The sequence below is a fragment of the Pseudomonas sp. 25 R 14 genome (assembly GCF_900004755.1).
Taxonomy (GTDB): Bacteria; Pseudomonadota; Gammaproteobacteria; order Pseudomonadales; family Pseudomonadaceae; genus Aquipseudomonas; species Aquipseudomonas brenneri.
The window spans coordinates 22,681-42,909 of record NZ_CVTS01000033.1 but is presented as its reverse complement, the minus strand read 5'-3'; the positions used below and the strand labels follow the sequence as shown (position 1 = coordinate 42,909).

Genomic DNA, 20,229 nt, shown 5'->3' with positions numbered 1-20,229 from the left:
AGGCCTATCGGCGCGGCAGCACCACGGTAAACGTGGTGCCCGCCGCTTCGCTGGAGGCCACTTCAATCGTGCCCCGATGGGCCTGCACCACTTCCTTGACGATAAACAGCCCCAGCCCAAGGCTGGTTGAGGTGCTGCCCAGCTCTTCAGTGGCGCTACGCACCAGCGGGTCGAATACGGTGCCCAGCGCCGCCTGGGGAATCGGTGTGCCGTAGTTGTGCATGCGCAACTCCACGCTATCAGGCGTGCCGTTGAGGCTCAGGGTCACGGCCTGGCTGTTGAGGCCGTGCTGCAACGCGTTGCCGATCAGGTTCTGCAACAGTTGATCAATCCGCCCGCGATCCCACTGCCCTTGGGCATCCCCGTCGATATGCAAGTGAATCTGGCAGTCCGGATGGCCCGCGCACGCTTCGTCGATGGCTTCCTTTGCCGCCTCGGCCAGGTTCATCGGCTTGGGCTCGATGGGCAGGCTGCTGCCCAGTCGGCTGCGCACAAACTCCAGCAGATCGCTGACCATGGCTGCCATATGCCGGGCGCCACTCTTGATATTACCCACCAGGTCCAGGCCATTGCTGTCCAGCGGGACCTTGCGCAACAACATCTCGGTAGACATCTTCACCGCCTGCAACGGTGCACGCAGGTCGTGGCCGAGGATGGCGAGGAAAATATCCCGCGAGCGATTGACCTGCTCGGCGTAGGCCGCGGTGGACTCGGCCAGGGCTTCGTCGATGGCTTCGTTGAAACGGATCATGTCCTGGAAATACTTAAGGTCCGGCGCCTCCAGGCTCTCGACCCACAGCCGGATCACACAGGCCCGCAGGTGACGGAACTCGGAGGTCATCTGCACCAGGTCAAAACCCACGGTATGGCGCAGCTCGCCATGGCTGGCGGCGGCTTCGTCCAGGCTCGGGGTTTTCTCCGGGCCTTCGCCCTTGGCCTTGGCCGCTTGTTCGCTGGCGCTCTGGCGGGTGTTCATGTCCCGTGCGGCGGCCAGCAGGATCGAGTGCGCGTGGTCGCGCAGTTGCGTGCGGTTCAGGGTTTCGGCGGCCGGGGTCAAGGTTTCGGCAAACTGCTCCCATTCATCGACGATCCGGTCGGCATGCAACGCGATGAATTCGGATAGGCGCATAGCCAGGTTCCCAAGTGCAAGACAGTGAGCAAACGTGGCGCATCGTAGCGCCAACGTCTGCGAGCTTCACTGGCTCGCTGGCAACCTGCCGATGAACGGTCAGAACAGGAAGTACCGCTGGGCCATTGGCAGCACATCTGCCGGCTCGCACCACAACAGCTCGCCATCGGCCTTGACCTGGTAGGTCTGCGGGTCGACCTCGATGTCTGGCAGGTAGTCGTTGTGGATCAGGTCTGTCTTCTGTACCCCACGGCAGCCCTTGACCACCCCGATCTGCTTTTTCAATCCCAAGGCCTGCGGCAAGCCTTCAGCCAGCGCCGCCTGGCTGATAAACGTCAGGCTGGTGGCGTGCAATGCACTGCCGAAGCTGGCGAACATCGGGCGGTAGTGCACCGGTTGCGGGGTGGGGATCGAGCCGTTGATATCGCCCATCAGGCTTGAGGCAATCGCTCCGCCCTTGAGAATCAACGTGGGCTTGATACCAAAGAATGCCGGGCGCCACAGCACCAGGTCGGCCCATTTACCGGCTTCGATGGAGCCCACCTCATGGCTGATGCCATGGGTGATCGCCGGGTTGATGGTGTACTTGGCGATGTAGCGCTTGGCGCGGAAATTGTCGTTGCCTGCGCCGTCCCCCGGCAGTGGCCCGCGTTGCTTTTTCATTTTGTCGGCGGTTTGCCAGGTGCGCATGATCACTTCGCCCACGCGGCCCATGGCCTGGCTGTCGGAGCTGATCATCGAGAATGCGCCAAGGTCATGCAGGATATCTTCGGCGGCGATGGTCTCGCGGCGGATGCGGCTTTCGGCGAAGGCCACGTCCTCGGCAATGCTCGGGTCGAGGTGATGACAGACCATCAACATGTCCAGGTGCTCGTCGATGGTATTGCGGGTGAACGGCCGGGTCGGGTTGGTGGAGCTGGGCAGCACATTGGGGAAGCCGCAGGCCTTGATGATATCGGGCGCATGCCCGCCGCCGGCACCTTCGGTGTGGTAGGTGTGGATGGTGCGGCCCTTGAGCGCGGCGAGGGTGGTTTCGACAAAGCCGGATTCGTTGAGGGTGTCGCTGTGGATCGCCACCTGCACGTCGTACTGGTCGGCCACGCTCAGGCAGTTGTCGATACTGGCGGGCGTGGTGCCCCAGTCTTCATGCAACTTCAAGCCGATGGCACCGGCCTTGACCTGCTCGATCAACGGCTCGGGCAGGCTGGCGTTGCCCTTGCCGGTAAAGCCTATGTTCATCGGGAACGAATCGCTGGCTTGCAGCATGCGCGCCAGGTGCCACGGGCCCGAGGTGCAGGTGGTGGCGTTGGTGCCGGTGGCCGGCCCGGTGCCGCCGCCGATCATGGTGGTGACGCCACTGGTCAGTGCTTCTTCGACCTGCTGCGGGCAGATGAAGTGCACATGGGTGTCGATGCCGCCGGCGGTGAGGATCATGCCTTCGCCGGCAATCACTTCGGTGCTGGCGCCGATGGCCAGGGTCACGCCGGGCTGGATATCCGGGTTGCCGGCCTTGCCGATCCCCGCGATACGGCCATTTTTCAGGCCGACGTCGGCCTTGACGATACCCCAGTGATCGATGATCAGCGCGTTGGTGATCACCGTGTCGACCACCTCGGCGGCCAGCAGTTGGCTCTGGCCCTGGCCGTCGCGGATGACTTTGCCGCCGCCGAATTTCACTTCTTCGCCGTAGGTGGTGAAGTCCTGTTCCACTTCGATCCACAGCTCGGTATCGGCCAGGCGGACCTTGTCACCGACGGTGGGGCCGAACATGTCGGCATAGGCCTGGCGGCTGATTTTCATAGGAGTGTCCTGAAGAATTTGTGTTGAATGTGAATCCGCTATCGCAGGCAAGCCAGCTCCCACATTTGAAATGCATTCCCATGTGGGAGCTGGCTTGCCTGCGATGAGGCCCTAAAGATCACCCATGATCTTCCCGGCAAACCCGAACACCCGGCGCAACCCTGCCAGCTCCACCAACTCCACCTCGCGACTCTGCCCCGGCTCGAACCGCACCGCCGTGCCCGCCGGGATGTTCAGGCGCATGCCGCGGCCCAGGGCGCGGTCAAAGGTCAGCGCGTCGTTGGTCTCGAAGAAATGGTAATGGGAGCCGACCTGGATCGGCCGGTCGCCGCTGTTGGCCACGCTCAGGCTCAAGGTGCGCCGGCCCACGTTCAGTTCGATCTCGCCAGGCTGGATCTGGTATTGGCCAGGAATCATGCAGGTTGCCCCAGGGTCTTGAAGTAGATGGCGGTCGGGCTGTAGCGTCCGTCCGGGCTTTGGCAGTAGTCCGGCAGTTCGCCGATCTTGGTGTAGTGCAGGGCCTGGTAGAAGGCTTCGGCCGGGGAGCCGGCTTCGGTGTCCAGGTACAGCAGGCCACGCTTGTGCTGGCGTGCACACAGCTCCAGCGCGTTCATCAATTGATGGCCCAGGCCATGGCGCCGGGCGTCATTGAGCACCAGCAACTTTTGCACCTCGGCGCGGTTGAGGCCGTTGGCTTTCTGGCACAGCGCCAGTTGCACACTGGCCAGCACCTGTTCATCGCGCACCACCACCCACAGCAGCAGGCTGGCGTCCTCGACGCCGGCCTGTACGCCGTCGAAGTAGGCGCGGGCCTGGGCTGCGTCGAGGTCGGCCATGAAACCCACCGATGCGCCGTGCTTCACGGCGTCCAGCAACAGCTCAATCAGGCCCTGGCGATAATGGGCAAAACTTTCGGCATTCACTCGACGCAGTTGGGCAGCGTTCATCGGTATCACTCCTTGTGCACGGCAGGTGGCTGGGCGCCGGGGTTGAGCAGCAGTTGCATGAAGGTCAGGTCCAGCCAACGGCCAAACTTGGTGCCCACCTGGGCCATCTGCCCGGTGGTGCTGAAGCCCAGGCGCTCATGCAGGCGGATCGAGGCCAGGTTGCCGCTTTCGATGGCCGCGACCATCACATGTTTGTTGCAGGTCCTGGCGCGCTCGATCAGTGCCTGCATCAGCAGCGGGCCAAGGCCCTTGCCACGTTGGTCGTTGCGCACGTACACCGAATGTTCGACGGTGTGGCGAAAGCCGTCGAAGGGCCGCCAGTCGCCGAACGAGGCATAGCCGATGACCTGCTCGGCATCCACCGCCACCAGGATCGGATAGAACTGCGCCAGGCGCGCGCTGAACCAGGCCTGGCGATTGCCCAGGTCCACCGGTTGGTCGTTCCAGATCGCCGTGGTGTTGAGCACGGCATCGTTGTAGATATCGCGGATGGCCGGCAAGTCGCCGTGCACCGCGTCACGAATCAGCAAGGACATGGCCGGGCCTCAGGCGATGGGTTGGTGGACGGTCACCAGTTTGGTGCCGTCGGGGAAGGTGGCTTCGACCTGGATATCCGGGATCATTTCCGGGATGCCTTCCATCACTTGCTCGCGACTGAGCAGGGTGGTGCCAAAGTGCATCAGGTCGGCCACGGTACGGCCATCACGCGCACCTTCCAGCAGGGCGGCGGAGATATAGGCAATGGTTTCCGGGTAATTGAGCTTCACCCCGCGCGCCAGGCGGCGTTCGGCCACTAGGCCGGCGGTGAAGATCAGCAGTTTGTCTTTTTCCCGTGGGGTCAGGTCCATGGTCAGCAATCCGTTTTGAAAAAATTTATTAACAACACAGGTCCAATGTGAGGGCTTGCTCGCTCCCACATTTTGATTTCATGTGTTCCAAATTCTCGGAGGTATGGCCTCACGCCCCAGCAGCGCCGGGCGCAACAACCGCCACAGATCAATCAACCAGGCCCGCGCCAGCAACGTCTCGCTGGCCAGGCAGCGCGCCACCAGCAAACCCGGCAGTTGGGTCAGGTCGCCACGCACTGCATGGGGCAGCGCACGGCATTGTTCAAGCAGTTCGGTATCGATTTCCCCGCTCACCAGCAACGTGGCAAACACCGGCTGCCCATCCAGGCCAATCGGCGAGTCGAGCAGGCCGTCGTCGCCCACAATGCGCTGGCGCTCATGCCACAGCAACTGGCCGTCGCGGCGGATATCCAGGTGCGACTGAAAGTGCCCAAGGTCGAAACGCTCGCCACTGGCCGGGCGCCCCAGCGCCACCACATCCCAGTAGAACAAACGGGCGTCGCCGTGCAGGTCGATGCGGGTACTGAGTTCGGCCTGTGCGGCGCTGAACACGATGGTTTCCTGGGGCAGCCACTCCAGGGTGGCGCCGGCCTCGACCGTCAATGCCACTTGCTGATAGGCCGGCCCGCTGGCGCGGTACCACTTGGCGGCGCCGGGGCTGGTCAACTGTGCCCATGCACCCTGGCCGACATGCGCCGTGATATCCAGGCGATCCCCCCCGGCAATCCCGCCCGGCGGGTGCACGATAATGTGCTGGCACACCTCGGGACCTTCGGCGTACAGGTGCTTTTGCACCCGCAGCGGGCCCTGATGGCGGCGCAGCACCGGGCGCGTGGTCGTGCCAAATTGTGCGTAGCCCAACTCCAGCGCGGCGTGCCAGCTGGGGGTGAACAGGGCGGTGGGGGCAGGAACAGTCATGGTCAGGGCTTATCAACGAGACGCTACAGATTAGATGGTAACCAGGCCGCGTACACCCTCGGCTTCCATATTTTCACCACGGCCCTGCTGGACGATTTCACCCCGTGACATCACCAGGTATTGATCGGCCAGCTCGGCGGCAAAGTCGTAGAACTGCTCCACCAGCAAAATCGCCATGTCGCCACGTTCGGCGAGCTTCTTGATCACCGCACCGATCTCCTTGATCACTGACGGTTGGATGCCTTCGGTGGGCTCGTCGAGGATCAACAGGCGCGGGCGGCTGGCCAGGGCCCTGCCGATCGCCAGTTGTTGCTGCTGGCCGCCGGACAAGTCACCACCGCGGCGGTGCTTCATTTGCAGCAAGACCGGGAACAGTTCGTAGATAAACGGCGGCACTTCCTTGGCTTCGCTGCCGGGAAAACGCGACAGGCCCATCAGCAGGTTTTCTTCCACCGTCAGGCGGCCGAAAATCTCCCGGCCCTGGGGCACGTAGGCGATGCCGGCGTGTACCCGTTGGTGCGGCTTGAAGCCGGTGATGGCCTTGCCTTCCCAGTTGACTGCACCTTCCTTGGCCGGCAACAGGCCCATCAGGCATTTGAGCAGGGTGGTCTTACCCACGCCGTTGCGTCCCAGCAGGCAGGTGACTTCGCCGACTTTCACGTCAAAGGACAGGCCGCGCAGGATGTGGCTGCCGCCGTAGTATTGGTGCAATTTATCGACTTGCAGCATGTTCAAATTCTCCTCAATTCCCTGTAGGAGCGAGCGTGCTCGCGAAAAGCGCCAAGGCACCGCGGGCATTCAGGCTCGGCGCGTTATCGTTGACGATCTTCGCGACCAAGCTCGCTCCTACAGAGAGCAATCCGCATCGGGTTCAGCGACCGAGGTACACCTCGATGACGCGCTCGTTTTCCTGCACCTGTTCCAGCGACCCTTCGGCCAGCACGCTGCCCTGGTGCAACACCGTGACGTGGTCGGCAATCGAGCCGACAAAGCCCATGTCATGCTCCACCACCATCAGCGAGTGCTTGCCCGCCAGGCGCTTGAACAGCTCGGCGGTGAACTCGGTCTCGGCGTCGGTCATGCCTGCCACCGGCTCATCAAGCAGCAACAGTTGCGGGTCTTGCATCAACAACATGCCGATTTCCAGGAACTGTTTCTGGCCGTGGGACAGCAAGCCGGCCGGGCGTTGCACTGATGCTGTGAGGCGAATGGTGTCCAGCACCTCGTCGATGCGGTCTTTCTGCTCGCCGCTCAGGCGTGCGCGCAGGCTGGCCCACACTGACTTGTCGGTTTTCTGCGCCAGCTCCAGGTTTTCGAACACGCTCAGGGCTTCGAACACCGTGGGCTTCTGGAACTTGCGGCCGATGCCGGCCTGGGCGATCTGCACTTCGCTCATGCTGGTCAGGTCCAGGGTTTCGCCGAACCAGGCCTTGCCGTGGCTGGGGCGGGTCTTGCCGGTGATCACGTCCATCAGCGTGGTTTTGCCCGCACCATTGGGGCCGATGATGCAGCGCAATTCGCCGACGCCGATGTACAGATTCAGGTCGTTGAGCGCCTTGAAGCCGTCGAAGCTGACGCTGATATCTTCCAGGGTCAGGATCGTCCCGTGGCGGGTGTTGAGGCCCTTGCCTGCGGCCTGGCCGAGGCCGATGGCGTCGCGGCTGCTGCCGGCATCTTTGTTGGGGTCGAGAACAGGTTCGAGCATAAATTCAGCCGTCGGTGTGATTCTCATTGTTCGCCCTTCTTCTTCAGCAGGCCGATGATGCCCTTGGGCAAATACAGCGTGACGATGATGAACAGCGCGCCGAGGAAGAACAGCCAGTATTCCGGGAAGGCCACGGTGAACCAGCTCTTCATGCCATTGACCACGCCTGCGCCGAGCAGTGGGCCAATCAAGGTGCCGCGCCCGCCCAGGGCAACCCAGACAGCCGCTTCGATGGAGTTGGTCGGTGACATTTCGCTGGGGTTGATGATGCCCACCTGCGGCACATACAGCGCCCCGGCCAGGCCGCACAACACCGCGCTCAGCACCCACACGAACAGCTTGAAGCCGCGTGGGTCATAGCCGCAGAACATCAGGCGGTTTTCTGCATCACGCAGGGCCGTCAGCACCCGGCCGAACTTGCTCTGCGCCAGGCGCCAGCCGATGTACAGGCTGGCCACCAACAGCAGCACCGTAGCCAGGAATAGCACCGCGCGGGTGCCCGGTTCGGTGATGCCGAAGCCGAGAATACTGCGGAAATTGGTAAAGCCGTTGTTGCCGCCAAACCCGGTCTCATTGCGGAAAAACAACAGCATCCCGGCAAAGGTCAGGGCCTGGGTCATGATCGAGAAATACACGCCCTTGATTCGCGAACGGAAGGCAAAGAAACCGAACGCCAGCGCCAGCAAGCCCGGGGCCAGGACCACCAGGCACAGGGCCCAGAGGAAGTGCTCGGTGCCGACCCAATACCACGGCAACTCAGTCCACGACAGGAAGGTCATGAACGCCGGCAGACCCTCGCCGGACGCCTGGCGCATCAGGTACATGCCCATCGCGTAGCCGCCGAGGGCGAAGAACAGGCCGTGGCCCAGGGACAACATGCCGGCGTAACCCCACACCAGGTCCAGCGCCAGGGCGACGATGGCGTAGCAGAGGATCTTGCCCACCAGGGTCAGGGTGTAGGCCGAGACGTGCAATGCACTGTCTGCGGGCAACAGTGACAACAACGGCAACGCCAGCAGCATGGCGAGGATCACCACGCCCACCGCAATCGTCACCTTGGGGCCGGCCTTTTGCGCGGCCGTAAGCATCAATGGCTGGTTCATCAGTCGATCACCCGTCCTTTCAGTGCGAAGAGTCCCTGCGGGCGTTTCTGGATAAACAGAATGATCAGCGCGAGGATCAGGATCTTGCCGAGCACGGCACCGATCTGCGGTTCAAGAATCTTGTTGGCAATCCCCAGGCCGAAGGCGGCCATGACACTGCCGGCCAACTGGCCGACACCGCCGAGCACCACCACCAGGAACGAGTCGATGATATAGCTCTGGCCCAGGTCCGGGCCGACGTTGCCGATCTGGCTCAGGGCCACGCCGCCCAGGCCTGCGATGCCGGAGCCCAGGCCAAACGCGAGCATATCCACGCGCCCGGTGGGTACGCCGCAGCAGGCGGCCATGTTGCGGTTCTGGGTCACGGCGCGCACGTTGAGACCCAGGCGGGTCTTGTTCAGCAGCAGCCAGGTCAGCACCACCACGCACAGGGCGAAGGCGATGATCACGATGCGGTTGTACGGCAGCACCAGGTTGGGCAGCACCTGGATCCCGCCCGACAGCCACGCCGGGTTGGCCACTTCAACGTTCTGCGCGCCGAACACCAGGCGCACCAACTGGATCAGCATCAGGCTGATGCCCCAGGTCGCCAGCAGGGTTTCCAGCGGCCGGCCATAAAGGTGACGAATCACCGTACGTTCCAGAACCATGCCGATGCCGGCGGTGACAAAAAACGCCACCGGCAGTGCGATCAACGGGTAGAACTCGATGGCCTGGGGTACGTAGCGTTGCATCAGCAACTGCACCACATAGGTGGAGTAGGCGCCGAGCATCAGCATCTCGCCATGGGCCATATTGATCACGCCGAGCAAGCCGAAGGTGATCGCCAGTCCCAGGGCCGCCAGCAACAGGATCGAGCCCAGGGACATGCCGCTGAAGGCCTGGCCGAGCACTTCGCCCACCAGCAGCTTGCGCTTGACCTGGGTCAGGCTGGTTTCGGCGGCGGTGTGCACCGCGGCGTCAGCCTCGACACCGGGCGCGAGCAGGGCTTCCAGGCGGGTACGGGCCAGTGGGTCGCCGGTGTCGCCGAGCAGGCGCACGGCTGCCAGGCGTACTGCGGGGTCGGAATCGACCAGTTGCAGGTTGGCCAGGGCCAGGCTCAGGGCACTGTGGACGTCGTCGTCGGCTTCGTTGGCGAGTTGCTGGTCGAGGAATTTCAGTTGTGCAGGCGTCGCACTTTTTTGCAGTTGTTGCGCAGCCGCCAGGCGCACCTTGGGTTCGGTGGCGAGCAACTGCTGGCTGGCTTGTACGTTGTTGATCAAGCCGCGCAGGCGGTTGTTCAGGCGTACGGTCTTGGTTTCGCCGTTTACCGTGAGTTGGCCTTGTTGCAGTGAATTGATCAACTCGACACGCGCCGGGTCGGGCTGGGCGGCCCAGTCCTGCAACAGTTTGGCCTGTTGCGTGGGGTTGGCCGCGAGGAAATCTTCGGCATCGCCTGCGTGTGCAGCCAGGGGCAGCAACAGCAGGCAGGCCAGGATGAGGCGGTGGAGGGCAGTGGGCATAACAAATTGTCCTGAACATGCGCGGACGGTGTGAACACCTACCCTCTGTAGGCGCTGGCTTGCCGGCGATAGCGGTGGGGCAGTTACAGATGAGTCGACTGACACACCGCTATCGCCGGCAAGCCAGCTCCTACAGGGAGCGGGCCCGTGGGTTGGGGCTTAGTTGCTCTTCACCGCGTGATCCGGCTTCTTGTCGTTGCCAGGGATATACGGGCTCCAAGGCTGGGCACGGATCGGCCCTTCGGTCTGCCAGACCACCGAGAACTGGCCGTCAGACTGGATCTCGCCAATCATCACCGGCTTGTGCAGGTGGTGGTTGGTCTTGTCCATGGTCAGGGTGTAGCCCGACGGTGCGGCGAAGGTCTGGCCGGCGAGGGCTTCACGCACCTTGTCGACGTCGGTGGACTTGGCTTTCTCCACCGCCTGCGCCCACATATGGATGCCGACGTAGGTGGCTTCCATCGGGTCGTTGGTTACGGCCTTGTCGGCGCCCGGAAGATTTTTCGCCTTGGCATAAGCTTTCCAGTCAGCGACGAACTTGGCGTTGACCGGGTTCTCTACCGACTGGAAGTAGTTCCACGCTGCCAGGTTGCCCACCAGTGGTTTGGTGTCGATGCCGCGCAGTTCTTCTTCGCCCACCGAGAACGCCACCACCGGAACTTCGGTGGCTTTCAGGCCCTGGTTGGCCAGTTCTTTGTAGAACGGTACGTTGGAGTCGCCGTTGACGGTGGAGATCACCGCCGTCTTGCCACCGGCGGAGAATTTTTTGATGTTGGCGACGATGGTCTGGTAATCGCTATGGCCGAACGGGGTGTAGACCTCTTCGATATCTTTGTCGGCGACGCCTTTGGACTGCAGGAACGCGCGCAGGATTTTGTTGGTGGTGCGCGGGTACACGTAGTCGGTACCCAGCAGGAAGAAGCGCTTGGCGCTGCCGCCTTCCTCGCTCATCAGGTATTCCACCGCCGGGATTGCTTGCTGGTTCGGCGCGGCGCCGGTGTAGAACACGTTGGGCGACATTTCTTCGCCTTCGTATTGCACCGGGTAGAACAGCAGGCCATTGAGTTCCTCGAACACTGGCAGCACCGATTTACGCGACACCGAGGTCCAGCAGCCGAACACCACGGCGACCTTGTCCTGGGTCAGCAACTGCCGCCCCTTTTCGGCGAACAGCGGCCAGTTGGACGCCGGGTCCACCACCACCGCCTCCAGCATCTTGCCGTTGACGCCACCCTTGGCGTTGATCTCGTCGATGGTCATCAAGGCCATGTCTTTGAGCGACGTTTCGGAGATCGCCATGGTCCCGGACAGCGAGTGCAGGATGCCGACCTTGATGGTCTCGGCGGCCTGGACGGTCCAGGTCAGGCCCATGGCGGCAATGGATGCCGTGAGTGTGAAAGCCTTGATCAAGCTGCGACGCTTCATTGTGCAATCTCCGTGACTCAACAGTGTTAGACGACAGTTGAGGGAGGCATTGCAAGCCGTGTGCCTAGTCGTATAAAGGCAGAAAACGGTCGTTTTGGCGCGGGCTAGGTTTGTGCAGTGCACCATGAGCTGGCAGATCGAGTGGCATGGTGCGCGTGCGTGCGCCACAAGGGGGCGTCATCAGCGCTTGCGCATCAAGCCGATAAAAAACAACCCGCCAATGGCCGCAGTGGCCACGCCGATCGGCAAGTCCTCGGGGGCGATCAAGGTGCGCGCGGCAACGTCGACCCAGACCAGGAACAGGCTGCCCAGCAGCACGCACACCGGCAGTGCCCGGCGGTGTTCTGCGCCTACCAGGCGACGGGCGATGTGCGGCACCATCAGCCCGACAAAGCCGATGGAGCCGCTGATCGATACCAGCACGCCGGTCATCAACGAGGCGATCAAAAATACCTTGAGGCGCACATTACGGGCGTTCAGGCCCAGGGTCACGGCGGTCTGCTCGCCGGACATCAGCGCGTTGAGCGGGCGCGCCATGCCCAGTAGCAAAACCAGCCCCAGCAAGACAGTGGCGGTGGGAATCGCCAGCAACTCCCAGCGCGCCAGGCCCAGACCGCCGAGCATCCAGAACATCACGGCTGACGCCGCGCGATGATCGCCCATGAACAGCAACAGGTTGGCAACCGCCATCATCACGAACGACACGGCCACGCCGCACAGCAACAGACGATCACTCTCCAGGCGGCCATTACGACTGGCCACCGCCAGCACCACCAGCATGCTTAGCAGCGCACCGATGAAGGCGGCGGTGGGCAGGGTCAGCAGGCCGATGACTTCGCCGACATGCAGCACCACAATCACCGCGCCCAATGTGGCGCCCGAAGTTACGCCCAGCAGGTGTGGATCGGCCAGGGGGTTGCGTGTGACTGCCTGCAAGACCGCGCCGATCAGCGCCAACCCGGCGCCTACCAGCGCGCCCAGCAACATGCGTGGTACACGGATCAGCCAGACGATATGTTCCTGGCCGGCGCTCCAGTTGGCCTCGCCGATGCCCAAGGCCTTGTGCAGCAGAATCCGCCACACCACATCTACCGGCACTCGCGCGGAGCCGAACCCCAGCGAGATTACGCAAGAGATCAGCAACAACCCGCCAAGGGCACTCAGCAGCAGGGCATAACGACGGTCGATCATTGGCCGTGGAACCCCTTGGCCAGGGTCTCGACCGCCAGCACATTGTCGATGCCCGGCGTGGCCTGGACGTAAGGGATCACGATGAAACGCTGGTTCTTGATTGCGTCCACCGATTGCAGTGCCGGGTTATCGAGCAAAAACTGCTGTTTCTGCTCGGCGGTGATTTCGCTGTAGTCGACGATCACGATCACCTGCGGGTTGCGTTCGACCACGGTTTCCCAGTTGATCCGGGTCCAGCTGGCTTCGACGTCATCGAGGATATTGCGCCCGCCGGCAGCATCGATCAGTGCTTGCGGCATGCCCAGGCGCCCGGAAGTCATGGCGCGGTCTTCTCCGCTGTCGTAGAGAAATACCCGTGGCTTTTCGGCGGGCAGGGTTGTCTGCACCTGGGCGACCTGGGCCTGCATCTGTGCGATCAAGGCGTTGGCGCGGTCCTGCACGTCGAAGATCTTGCCCAGGTTGCGCAGGTCGTTATAGGTGTCGTCTAGGGTTGCAGCGGGGCGCTTCATCACAAAGGCGCAGGACTCGGTCAGCTCCAGCACATTGATACCCAGGGGCTGCAGGGTTTGCGGCGTAAGGTCGCCCCCCACGCGCATGCCGTAGTCCCAGCCGGCGAAGAAGAAATCGACGTTGGCGTTGAGCAGGGTTTCCACCGACGGATACTTGCTGGCCAGTTCCGGCAGACCGTCGAGGATCTGCGCCATCTCGGGCGTGACCGACTTCCAGCCAGTCACGCCGCTGTAGCCGACCATGCGCGACTTGAGACCCAGTGCGAGCATCATCTGGGTCATGTTGATGTCGTGGCTGACCGCATGCCTGGGCGCCTGCTTGAAGGTCACTTCGCGGTTGCAGCTCTGGATCTTCAGTGGGTAATGGGTGGCCTCGGCGAACGCCTGGGTCGCACCGCACAGCAGGGTAAAGCACAGCAGGGAGCGCAGGATCATGGTTGGGTTATCCAGGTGATTCGTGGGTAGCCGGACAGGGGATGAGTGTCAATCAAGGCTTCGACACCAAACACCTCGCGCAGCAGTTCGGCAGTCAATACTTCGTGGGGCGTACCGCTGGCAACGATCTGCCCATGGTTGATGACGTACAGGCGATCACAGAAGGCTGCGGCCAGGTTGAGGTCGTGAATGCTGGCCAAGGTGCCGATCTGCAAGCGCTTGACCAGCCCCAGCAACTCCAGTTGATAGCGCGGGTCGAGATGGTTGGTCGGCTCGTCAAGGATCAGCAGTTGCGGTTGCTGGGCCAGGGCGCGGGCGAGGATCACCCGCTGCTTTTCACCGCCGGAAAGCGTAGCGAAGGCATGGTCTTCAAAGCCCAGCAGGCCGACCGATTCCAGGGCTTGTTCGATCAACTGCCGGTCGTGCCGGGTATCGCCGTCGAACAGCCCCTTATGGGGCGTGCGACCCATGGCGACCACCTCATCGACCCGCAGGCCGAAGGCGTCGGGAAATTCCTGCAACACCACGGCGATGCGCTGGGCGCACCAGCGCGAGGATTGCTTCCAGACGTTCTGGTGGTCCAGCAGCACCTCGCCGGCGGCGGGTTTGCTGAAACGATAGGCGCAGCGCAACAGGCTGGTCTTGCCGCTGCCGTTGGGGCCGATCAAGCCAACAAACTCCCCCGCACCCACCCGCAGGCTGGCATCACGCAGTTGGAACTGGTGATGACAGTGGCCATGGCCCAAGGGCGACCAGGCGAGGTGGTGAAGGTTGAGTGCGGTCATCATTGGTCTCAAGGGCAACACGAGCCCAATGTGGGAGCGGGCTGTGTTGTCGCCAGTCAGAAGGTGTAGTCGGCGGTCACAAAGAACGAGCGCGGCTCGCCCAGGATCCACTGTTGGCCGTCATTGTACTGGCTCACGGCGTAGGTGCGGTCGAACAGGTTATTCAATTGCAGGCCCACTGTCGTGTTGCGCAGGGCTTTCCACGACACGCTGGCATCGACCACGGTGTAGCTGGGCAGCTCGTTCTGGTTGGCCATGTCGGCGTAGCGCGCATCGACATAACGCACACCGGCACCGGCGCGGATGTCTTCGGTCACGGCCTTGCTCAGCCACACGTTGGCGGTACGGCGCGGTACATCGACCGGGCGATTGCCGTCGCGGGAGATGGCAACGCCGCCGACGTTCTGGCTGAAATCGTCGTACTGGGCGCGCACGATTGCCGCGTTGGCTTGCAAGGCCCAGGCGTTGGGCAGTTGCAGGTCCAGGCTGGCTTCGAGGCCGTCGGACGACTGTTGGCCGACTTGCTGCTTGAGTCCGGGGCTGCCGGGCACATCGGTCAGCAGTTTCTTTTTGACGATGTGATAGGCCGCCAGGGTCCACTCGCCACGCTGGTCCCAGAAGGCCTGCTTGATGCCGATTTCGGTCTGTTTGGCGGTGGCAAGGTCAAACTGCTGCTGGCTGGGGCTCAGGGAAATCAGGCCGCTGATGCCATCGGTGCTGGTCGCGTACTGGCCGTAGATTGAGGTGTCCGGGGTTACAGCAAACACCAGGCCGGCCTTCCAGTTATTGCCGGTGAGGGTCTTGTCGCTCTGCTCGCCGGTTCTCAGTTGGTCGCGGTCCAGGTGTACATAGTCGCGACGAATGCCGGTGATCAGCGACAGTTGGTCGGTCAGTTGCAGGCGGTTTTCGGCAAAGCCCGAGAACTGTTTGGTGGTGGTGACGAACAGCGGCAGGAATGGATCGGCACTTTCAAACGGCGCTGATGCCGGGTGGTTTACGTCGATGGGTTGGCCGGCGGGCAATACATCGTCAAACGGTGAGTTACTGGCCAGGCGGAAACGAATGCGGTTGTATTCCACGCCGGTCACGGTCTGGCTGTCGAGGCCCAGCAGCGTGTGTTTGAAGGTGAAGGTCTGGCGGTCGCCGACCTGTTCCTGGTTGTGCTTGATGCCGTAGAAGCCGCTGCGAGTCAGTTGCCCGCCGCTGAAGTTGTAGTTCTCGGCGTTCTGCCAGCGGCGCTGGTTCTTCAGGTAGTACAGCTCGTTGCTGGCACTCACCGAATCGCTGATCTGCCATTCGCTGGTCAGGCGGGTCCATTGGTCGTTGTAATGCTGGGTGTCGTTGCTGACGTTGTAGTTCTTGTCGCGCAGGCCCTTGTGCAAGTGGCCGTTGATCAGCGGCGTGCCGAAGTAGTTCTGTGGGCGCTGGTCGCCGTAATCGTGAGCCAGGGTGAAACTCAGGTTGTCGGCCGGCTGCCAGCGCAGGGCTGCGCTGACGAAGTCGCTGGCCGAGTTGCCACGGTCGATAAAACCATTGCTGCGCAGGCGGTTGAGGTTCAGGCGGTAGCTCAAGGTGTCGGTCAGCGAGCCGCCGCTGTCCAGGGCTTGTTGCTGGCGATCATAGGAGCCGTAGCCCAGGCGGATACGGTTTTCGATATCGCCGGTGAAGGGCTTTTTCGAGATCGTATTGACCACCGCGCCGGTGGCGCCTTCACCGTACAGCACCGATGCGGGGCCGCGCAGCACATCCACACGCTCCACGGACCAGGTGTCTACCGGGAAGGTGGACGTGCCCATGCCGTTGTACATGCGATTGCCGTCATACAACTGCATCACCGAACCCTGGCCGGTAAAGCCCCGTGCTTGCAGGGACGTACCGCCGTCGCCCGGTGTGCCGGTGCGGCTGATGCCGGTGGCACGGGAAATTGCGTCCTGCACGCTGACATCACCACGCTCGCGGATCTGTACGCCGGTCTGGCTTTCGACACTGCCCGGCGTTTGCAGGGCCGTAAGGTTCAGACGCGAACCGGCAGTAGTCGCAGTGTTCAGGTCGATAGCCGGGCTGTCCACTTCTGGCGCGGTGACGGGGCTGACAGGCAAGGTCAATGCCTGGGCGCTGGAGTGCAGCGCAAGCAGGCACAGGCCGGACGCAAGGTACTTGTTCATTGCAGGATCAATTCTTCTTCGAGGCGGTGCTCGCCGCCGGGCGCGGCGAGCAGGGATTGCACTAAGTGTTATAATATAACACTTCTTACGTTGAGGGTGAAAGCCCGCGCAAGACTACATAACGCCTCTATGTAGGGCATCTCGCCTACCTCATGCAGAAGATGAGGCCGATTCACGTTGCTTGAAAAAACGCGCCAGCACTAGCCGATCCACTACCCACACCACAATCAACGAGGCGCCAACCAACGGAAAAATGATCGCCAGGCCGAGCATGATCACCATTGCGGTTTTCCACTTCGGCAAATCATGGCGCAACGGTGGAACCCCCAGGCCGCCCTGTGGCCGGCGCTTCCACCAGATCACCACGCCGCTGACCGCACTCAACAGAATCATCAGGCACACCAGCAGCACGATGATCTGGTTGACCACGCCGAACATCTTGCCCTCATGCAGCATGACCCCGGACTCGGTGACCCGCGCCACGCTGTTGTAGTGCTCCCAGCGCACATCGGCGAGGACCTTGCCGGTGTATTGGTCGACATGCAGGGTCGCGTCATTGCGCGGGTCGTTGGCGAACACCGCAATGGTGAACACGCCTGTGGCGGTGGTGGGGAAGGTGATGCTGTAGCCCGGCTCGACCTGGCGGGCCATGGCCAGGTCCACCACCTGTTGCAGGCTGATCGCCGGGGCTGCGGGGCCGTGGTTCATGCCGCCGTGTTGCATGTGCTCGGCATGCTCGCCGGACATCGGCATCGGCGTGTTCTCCATGGCCCACGGCACCGTCTGCTGGGTCGCGGTGTTGAGGCTGCGGGCCTGCTGGTCAGACTGCGGCACATCGTTCCACATCGCCGCTGGAAAGTGGTTCCACAGGTCCGCGTATTGCTTGCCCCAGAAGCCGGTCCAGGTCATGCCGCTGAGGATCATCAGCAGCAAAAATGCGGCGCCCCAGAACCCGGTGACGGCATGCAGGTCACGCCAGAACAAGCGCCCGCGGCTGCCCAGGCGTGGCCACAGAATCCCGGCCGCCGACTTGCCGCGCGGCCACCACAGGTACAGGCCGGACACCACCAGCATCACGCCCCAGCCGGCAGCGAGTTCCACCAGGCGGTCGCCGGTGGTGCCGATCATCAACTCACCATGCAGCGCACGGGCGATGGCTTGCAGGTTGTAGGTGGCGTCCTGTTCACCCAGGACGGTGCCGCGATAAGGGTCGACAAACACCGTCAGCTCGTTGCCGGCGTTGTGCAGGACAAACTGCGCGCTGCTGCTGGCGTCCACCGGCGGCAGGTACTTGCTGATCGTGCCTTGTGGGTAGGCGGATTTGGCCCGTTGCAGCAACTCGTCGGCGCTGAGGACCTGTTCGCCGGGCTGCACGTTGAGCAAGTGGCCGTACATCAGCGGGTCGAGCTGGGGCTTGAACAGGTAGATGATGCCGGTCACTGCCAGCAACACCATGAAGGGGGCGACAAACAACCCGGCGTAGAAATGCCAGCGCCAGGCCAGGTTGTAGAAGGAAATCTTTGGAGGGGTCATCAGGGTGCTCCGCAAGGACGTTATTTTTGTGCATGACTTGTAGGCGCGAGCGTGCTCGCGAAAAACCTGAGGTTGGCGCATTGAGTCTGACTTACCGCGTCATCGTTCACGTTCTTCGCGAGCAAGCTCGCTCCTACAAGGGTGGTGGGTTAGAAGCTCATATCCACCTTGGTCCAGAGCGTACGGCCCGGCTCATTGATGGCTTGCGGGTCGTTGGCCGGGTAACCGAACCCGGCGTTGCCGGCCAGGTTCAGGTGCTCGGCATAGGCCTTGCCAAACAGGTTGTCGACGCCGGTGCTGACCTTGAAGTTTTTGTTGATGCGGTACGCCGCGTTAAGGGAGAACACGCCAAAGCCACCGCTCTTGTCGAAGTCTTTGCCGACCACGTTGCCCTTGTTCTGGTCGATACGGTTTTGCGCCGCCACCACACGCCACAACGCGCCGGCGCTCCAGTCGTCTTCGCTGTAGGTCAGGCCGAAACGCGCATCCAGCGGCGGCATTTGCGGCAGGGCTTTACCGTCGCTGCTGTTCTTGCCCCAGGCATAGGCCAGGGTGGCGTCGGCTTTCCAGTTGGCTGTCAGCTTGTAGGCGGCGCCCAGTTCACCGCCCATGATCCGCGCATCGATGTTCTGCGCCTGGGAGGTCATGCCCATCATGCCGGGCGTGTAGTTGAACAGGATGTAGTCGCGTACCTGGCCGATATAGCCGGAGGCCCAGGCTTCCAGGTCTGCGGTCTTGTACTGCAGGCCGAAGTCCAGTTGAGTGGTCTTCTCCGGCTTGATCGAGTCGAAGGCGTTCAGCGAACCCGACGGACCACGGTTGGGCGAGAACAACTCCCAGTAGTCCGGGAACCGTTCGGCGTGCCCGAGACCTGCGTAGAGGGTGGTCGGGCTGTCGGCCAGGTCGTGTTCATAGCGCACGAAGCCGGATGGCAACGTGTCAGCACGGGTATCGCCGGCCGTGGGGTTGGCGCGGCTCATCATGCCGCTGCCGGTGCGCTGGCGAAAATCCTTGGCCGAGGCGCGATCCAGGCGGGCGCCGCTGATCAGCCGGTCGTTGTCGGCGGCATACCAGGTCAGCTCGCCAAATACCCCGTAGTTGTGGAAGTCGGCGTCCTTGTTGCGGGGCAGGTTCTTATAGGTGTCGACCCCGGCGCTGCTGCGCTGGCGGTGTTCGTTGGTCTGCGCATCGATGCCGCTGATCAGTTGCACATCGGCCCAGCGCCAGGTGGCCTTGATCCGTGCGCCAAGGGTGCGGCGGTCGACGTTGGAGGCCATGGGGCCGGCCATCATCCCGGTACCTGACGGCGTGCGCAGGCTGTAGTTGTCCATCACGTGGTCGGCGTAGTTGTAGTAGACCTGGGCTTCGACCTTGTCCAGCACCTCGCCGATATTGGATTTCTCGAAACGCAGGCCCAGGCTTTCGCGCAGGAACTGCGAGCCATCCATGCCGCGTCCGGCGTAGCGCGCCTGGCCATCGCCACGGCCAGCGGTGAGTTCCAGCAGGGTGTCGGCGTCCGGGGTCCAGCCGAGGGCAACGTCGCCGTTCCATTTGTCGTAGCGCGAGCCGACGGTGTCGTTGTTGCCGTCCTTGTAGTCATCGGCGTGGGCCTGGTTGCCGATCACGCGGATGTAACCGAGCGAGCCACCGGCGGCGGCATCCAACACTTTGTCGAAGCGCCCGTTGGAGCCGGCGAGGATGCTCGCATTGACCCGGGTGCCCAGTTCACCGAACTGCTCCGGCTCACGGTCGAACAGCACCGTGCCGGCCGAGGCGCCAGGGCCCCAGAGCACGGTTTGCGGGCCTTTGATCACGGTCAGCTTGTCGTAGGTTTCCGGCGAGATGTAGGAGGTGGGCGCGTCCATGCGGCCCGGGCAGGCGCCGAGCATCATGCTGCCATTGGTGAGGATATTCAGGCGCGAGCCGAACATGCCACGCAGCACCGGGTCGCCATTGGTCCCGCCGTTGCGCACCAGGGCAAAGCCGGGAATGGTCTTGAGGTAGTCACCGCCGTCACTGGCCGGCACCGGCTGGCGCGGGTCCTTGGGGTTGGTGACGATGGTCAGTGGTGAGCTTGGGGCAACGCCGGTAATCACCGTCGGGCTCAGCTCATTGTGGTGCTCGGCGTGGTCGTCGGCATACGCCTGTGGTGCCAAGAGTGCGCCGCACAAAACGGCGAGCACGGGGGTACATCCCATACGGGTGTCAGCAGGAAACCTGGACATGAAAAATTC

General features: G+C 62.7%; 18 protein-coding genes and 1 pseudogene. All 19 read right to left on the bottom strand.

The genetic code is table 11. The annotated features are described in order from the left end of the window. Positions 1–4 precede the first annotated feature (4 nt). Positions 5–1,129 carry a sensor histidine kinase gene (locus tag BFQ03_RS08470; protein WP_032862380.1) on the bottom strand — a complete coding sequence of 375 codons (1,125 nt, stop codon included), beginning with the start codon at positions 1,127–1,129 and terminating at the stop codon, positions 5–7. Positions 1,130–1,228: 99 nt separating this feature from the next. Beyond that, complete coding sequence (ureC, locus tag BFQ03_RS08465) at positions 1,229–2,929, bottom strand: urease subunit alpha (protein ID WP_032862379.1); 1,701 nt, start codon at positions 2,927–2,929, stop codon at positions 1,229–1,231. A gap of 111 nt (positions 2,930–3,040) precedes the next feature. Beyond that, positions 3,041–3,346, bottom strand: coding sequence for an urease subunit beta (locus BFQ03_RS08460; protein ID WP_032862378.1), 306 nt, complete (start codon positions 3,344–3,346; stop codon positions 3,041–3,043). After that, on the bottom strand, positions 3,343–3,876 hold the full coding sequence (locus BFQ03_RS08455; protein WP_032862377.1) for a GNAT family N-acetyltransferase: 534 nt from the start codon (positions 3,874–3,876) through the stop codon (positions 3,343–3,345). The genes BFQ03_RS08460 and BFQ03_RS08455 overlap by 4 nt, the downstream gene beginning before the upstream one ends. Before the next feature lie 5 nt (positions 3,877–3,881). Next, positions 3,882–4,412, bottom strand: a complete 531-nt coding sequence (locus tag BFQ03_RS08450) for a GNAT family N-acetyltransferase (protein ID WP_065942863.1) — start codon at positions 4,410–4,412, stop codon at positions 3,882–3,884. 9 nt (positions 4,413–4,421) lie between these two features. Further along, positions 4,422–4,724 (bottom strand): urease subunit gamma, encoded by a 303-nt coding sequence (locus tag BFQ03_RS08445; protein ID WP_032862374.1) that lies wholly within the window; start codon positions 4,722–4,724, stop codon positions 4,422–4,424. Positions 4,725–4,802: 78 nt separating this feature from the next. Beyond that, positions 4,803–5,642: an urease accessory protein UreD gene (locus tag BFQ03_RS08440; RefSeq protein ID WP_032862372.1), complete on the bottom strand. Its 840-nt coding sequence runs from the start codon at positions 5,640–5,642 to the stop codon at positions 4,803–4,805. Positions 5,643–5,672: 30 nt separating this feature from the next. After that, positions 5,673–6,371 carry an urea ABC transporter ATP-binding subunit UrtE gene (gene urtE, locus BFQ03_RS08435; RefSeq protein ID WP_032862370.1) on the bottom strand — a complete coding sequence of 233 codons (699 nt, stop codon included), beginning with the start codon at positions 6,369–6,371 and terminating at the stop codon, positions 5,673–5,675. 22 nt (positions 6,372–6,393) lie between these two features. Further along, a pseudogene (locus BFQ03_RS31060) lies at positions 6,394–6,501 on the bottom strand (outer membrane lipoprotein carrier protein LolA); the annotation flags it as partial. A gap of 12 nt (positions 6,502–6,513) precedes the next feature. Further along, positions 6,514–7,374, bottom strand: coding sequence for an urea ABC transporter ATP-binding protein UrtD (gene urtD / locus BFQ03_RS08430; RefSeq protein ID WP_032862369.1), 861 nt, complete (start codon positions 7,372–7,374; stop codon positions 6,514–6,516). After that, positions 7,371–8,450 carry an urea ABC transporter permease subunit UrtC gene (gene urtC / locus BFQ03_RS08425; RefSeq protein ID WP_032862368.1) on the bottom strand — a complete coding sequence of 360 codons (1,080 nt, stop codon included), beginning with the start codon at positions 8,448–8,450 and terminating at the stop codon, positions 7,371–7,373. The genes urtD and urtC overlap by 4 nt, the downstream gene beginning before the upstream one ends. Then, a complete protein-coding gene (gene urtB, locus BFQ03_RS08420) occupies positions 8,450–9,952 on the bottom strand; it encodes an urea ABC transporter permease subunit UrtB (RefSeq protein ID WP_065942862.1) in 1,503 nt (500 codons plus the stop codon). Before urtB ends, urtC begins: the two co-directional genes overlap by 1 nt. A 159-nt stretch (positions 9,953–10,111) precedes the next feature. Next, on the bottom strand, positions 10,112–11,377 hold the full coding sequence (urtA, locus tag BFQ03_RS08415; RefSeq protein ID WP_032862366.1) for an urea ABC transporter substrate-binding protein: 1,266 nt from the start codon (positions 11,375–11,377) through the stop codon (positions 10,112–10,114). Positions 11,378–11,557: 180 nt separating this feature from the next. After that, positions 11,558–12,568 carry a FecCD family ABC transporter permease gene (locus tag BFQ03_RS08410; RefSeq protein WP_065942861.1) on the bottom strand — a complete coding sequence of 337 codons (1,011 nt, stop codon included), beginning with the start codon at positions 12,566–12,568 and terminating at the stop codon, positions 11,558–11,560. Beyond that, positions 12,565–13,512: an ABC transporter substrate-binding protein gene (locus BFQ03_RS08405; protein ID WP_065942860.1), complete on the bottom strand. Its 948-nt coding sequence runs from the start codon at positions 13,510–13,512 to the stop codon at positions 12,565–12,567. The genes BFQ03_RS08410 and BFQ03_RS08405 overlap by 4 nt, the downstream gene beginning before the upstream one ends. After that, a complete protein-coding gene (locus tag BFQ03_RS08400; protein WP_065942859.1) occupies positions 13,509–14,297 on the bottom strand; it encodes an ABC transporter ATP-binding protein in 789 nt (262 codons plus the stop codon). The genes BFQ03_RS08405 and BFQ03_RS08400 overlap by 4 nt, the downstream gene beginning before the upstream one ends. A gap of 56 nt (positions 14,298–14,353) precedes the next feature. Further along, a complete protein-coding gene (locus BFQ03_RS08395) occupies positions 14,354–16,462 on the bottom strand; it encodes a TonB-dependent receptor (RefSeq protein WP_065942858.1) in 2,109 nt (702 codons plus the stop codon). A 150-nt stretch (positions 16,463–16,612) separates the two neighbouring features. Continuing rightward, entirely contained in the window at positions 16,613–17,995 is a 1,383-nt protein-coding gene (locus BFQ03_RS08390) for a PepSY-associated TM helix domain-containing protein (protein WP_032859847.1), read from the bottom strand. A gap of 149 nt (positions 17,996–18,144) precedes the next feature. After that, on the bottom strand, positions 18,145–20,220 hold the full coding sequence (locus BFQ03_RS08385; protein WP_032859846.1) for a TonB-dependent copper receptor: 2,076 nt from the start codon (positions 20,218–20,220) through the stop codon (positions 18,145–18,147). Between the last annotated feature and the right edge of the window lie 9 nt (positions 20,221–20,229).